Annotated in this window: 3 protein-coding genes; 2 read left to right on the plus strand and 1 reads right to left on the minus strand. The window is 57.9% G+C overall.

Annotated features, from left to right (window positions below; translation table 11 throughout):
* Position 1: 1 nt before the first annotated feature.
* Positions 2-1,408: a uroporphyrinogen-III C-methyltransferase gene (gene cobA / locus ACF8AM_RS12330; RefSeq protein ID WP_392555920.1), complete on the plus strand. Its 1,407-nt coding sequence runs from the start codon at positions 2-4 to the stop codon at positions 1,406-1,408.
* Positions 1,405-1,719, plus strand: coding sequence for a carboxymuconolactone decarboxylase family protein (locus ACF8AM_RS12335; RefSeq protein WP_392555921.1), 315 nt, complete (start codon positions 1,405-1,407; stop codon positions 1,717-1,719). Before cobA ends, ACF8AM_RS12335 begins: the two co-directional genes overlap by 4 nt.
* A gap of 49 nt (positions 1,720-1,768) precedes the next feature.
* Here the strand turns inward: ACF8AM_RS12335 and ACF8AM_RS12340 are convergent, their stop codons facing one another.
* Positions 1,769-2,392 (minus strand): hypothetical protein, encoded by a 624-nt coding sequence (locus ACF8AM_RS12340; RefSeq protein WP_392555922.1) that lies wholly within the window; start codon positions 2,390-2,392, stop codon positions 1,769-1,771.
* Positions 2,393-2,604: the final 212 nt, after the last annotated feature.

Below are 2,604 nucleotides of genomic sequence, written 5' to 3' on the forward strand. Positions count from 1 at the left end.
GCTGTATGACGGGCTGAGCAACGTTGAGATGCTGGTCCACGCCCCGCAAGCGGTCCACCAATGTGTTGGAAAACATGGGCAATCGCGAATTTGGAAGCAAGAAGAGATCATTGCGGAGATGCTGCGGCATGCCAAAGCCGGTCGGCGGGTGGTGCGGTTGAAGGGTGGCGATCCGGCCGTGTTTGCTCGGACCAGCGAAGAAGTCAACGCATTGAAGGCCGAAGGAATCCCTTTTGAAATCGTGCCGGGAATCACCGCCGCGCTGGCAGCAGGGTCCTACGCGGGCATCCCGATCACACATCGCGGCATCGCTTCGGCGGTGGCTCTCGTGACCGGACATGAAGAGCCGGGGAAAGCGAAATCCGATTTGGATTGGCCGGCGCTAGCGAGGTTTCCGGGCACGCTGGTGATTTACATGGGTGTCACGACGGCCAAGCAGTGGACGGACGCGTTGATCGCGGGTGGCAAAGATCCGAAAACACTGTGTGCGATTCTGAGACGTTGCAGTTTGCCCGACCAGCAAAAAATTCAGTGCCGGTTGGACGAGGTGGCTGGCCATCTGACTCCCGCGAGCAAATTTCGGCCGCCGGTGATCACGATTGTGGGCGATGTGACCGGGTTGGCCGAGTCGATGGATTGGTTCAGTCGTCGGCCGTTGTCGGGCAAGAACGTTTTGGTGACGCGGCCCAAAGACCAGGCGGGGCAATTGGCCAGGCCGCTGGAGGAACTGGGAGCGAATGTGATCGTTCAGCCAGCCATTGAGATTTCGCCGCCGGACGATTGGGCGGAAGTGGATGCGGCGATCGAGCGGATCGATTCGTTTGATTCCCTGGTATTCACCAGTCGCAACGGCGTGAAGTTCTTTTTGGAGCGGTTGTTGGACCAAGGCCGTGATTTGCGTTGCTTGGGCGGGCTGAAAATTGCGGTGGTGGGTGAGGCCACGGCGGAGGTTTTGTCCGCTTATCATTTACGAGCGGATTGGATTCCGGAAACCTTTGACGCCGACGCGTTGCTTGAAATGTTGCGACAGGCGGAACCTCCGCTGCAATCAACTTTGATTGTGCGGACGCAGCGCGGTCGCGAAGTCATCGCGGATGGTTTGCGAGCCAGCGGGGCAACTGTTCGGGAAGTGGTCGCATACCAAAACCGTGACGTGCCTGAGATGGATGCGATCACCCGGACCAAATTGAACGAACTGCCTTTGGACTGGATCACGTTGACCAGTCCCGCGACGGCGCGGAACGTTCATCGTTGGTTAGGCGATTCCATTGGCGATGCCAAGGTCGCTGTGATCAGTCCGTTGACTGCTGAAACGGTTCGTGAATTGGGATGGCGTGTCGACGCGGTCGCTGCGTCCGCCACAATGCAATCTTTGACCCAAGCGATTCTCGACGCGGAGAAGACATGATTCCCAAACGTTACCGCCAGATGCATGCGGACCATCCCGAGTACATGCGAGCCTACGAGGATTTGGGCAAAGCTGCTCGCGAGTGCGGGCCGTTGAGTGACCGCGAGGTGGCGCTTGTCAAACTCGCGATCTCGCTCGGAGCCGGGCTCGAAGGCGCCGCTCATTCGCATTGTCGCAAAGCTTTGGAAGCTGGGTGCACGCCGGATGACCTGCGGCATGTGGCGATGCTGTCCGCACCAACGATTGGTTTTCCGACGATGATGCGAGCGAAGTCATGGGTCGAAGATGTGATTGAACCCGACCCCAAGTGAGAGCGGGGGCGTTTGCTTCACATTCGATTCAATTGATTTCCCATCCGGTTCAAAGAGTGACCCAGCCTGGGCGATTGGGACGACTGCCTCGCTGGCGATGCGTGGATTGCAGCGAGGGCATCCACAACAAGTGCTGAGCGATGGTGATCAGCGATTTCGGGTCGATTGGTTTGAAGAGGCAGTGAGTGGGCGTGATTTCGGCTTCGGTCTTCTTTTCCAGACCGGCCCATTTTGCATCGGCTAGCAGCACCGCCGGCAGGTTTTGAAACGCGGGGATCTGTCGGATTTGTTGAAGAATGGTCAGAACGCTCATGGGATCGTCGGCGACATCCCAAACGATCAGATCGATGGAGGATGCTTGAGCGGACGATTCGGAGTGGCTGGGTTGCGGGTGACTTTCGTCGACTCGAATCTGAAGTGATGGAGGACCGGACGAATCCTCAGTGCATTCCAGTTCGAATGCTTTCAACACAGCGTCGGTATCGCGAGCGCAGATGCAACGCATTCCCTCGTGATGCAAGACGCCTGCGGTGGCGAGCAGCGAGAGCGGCTTGGGGTCAGACACCACCACCGTTGACGACATTGACTTCGACTGGGACGGCATGGGACCAGCGTTGGTGGAGTTGGTGTCGGAAGTTGGCGGGACGGATTCGTCGGCAGGATTGAATGACATCGAACGACCCGAAGTGGCAACGGAGATGGTTGACGAAGGAAATGGAGCACGAAAAATTTCGTGATCGGTGGATCAGCGGTTCCTCATTCCGGGAGAATGGGGCTGCGGTTGCGAAGCAACGCAGGTTGCTGCCAGCATCCGAAATACGCCATCGAAAGCTCGCTCTGCAAGATCAGAAGCTGCCTTTCGGTCGGCAAGTTTGCTTTGCTAGG

Origin of the sequence: Rhodopirellula sp. JB055, from assembly GCF_043100905.1 — a bacterium.
Lineage (GTDB): Bacteria > Planctomycetota > Planctomycetia > Pirellulales > Pirellulaceae > Rhodopirellula.

Bases quoted from the DNA above. Each gene is read 5' to 3' on its own strand.
- ACF8AM_RS12340 (WP_392555922.1), bottom strand. From the start codon at position 2,392: ATGTCATTCAATCCTGCCGACGAATCCGTCCCGCCAACTTCCGACACC.
- ACF8AM_RS12335 (WP_392555921.1), top strand. From the start codon at position 1,405: ATGATTCCCAAACGTTACCGCCAGATGCATGCGGACCATCCCGAGTAC.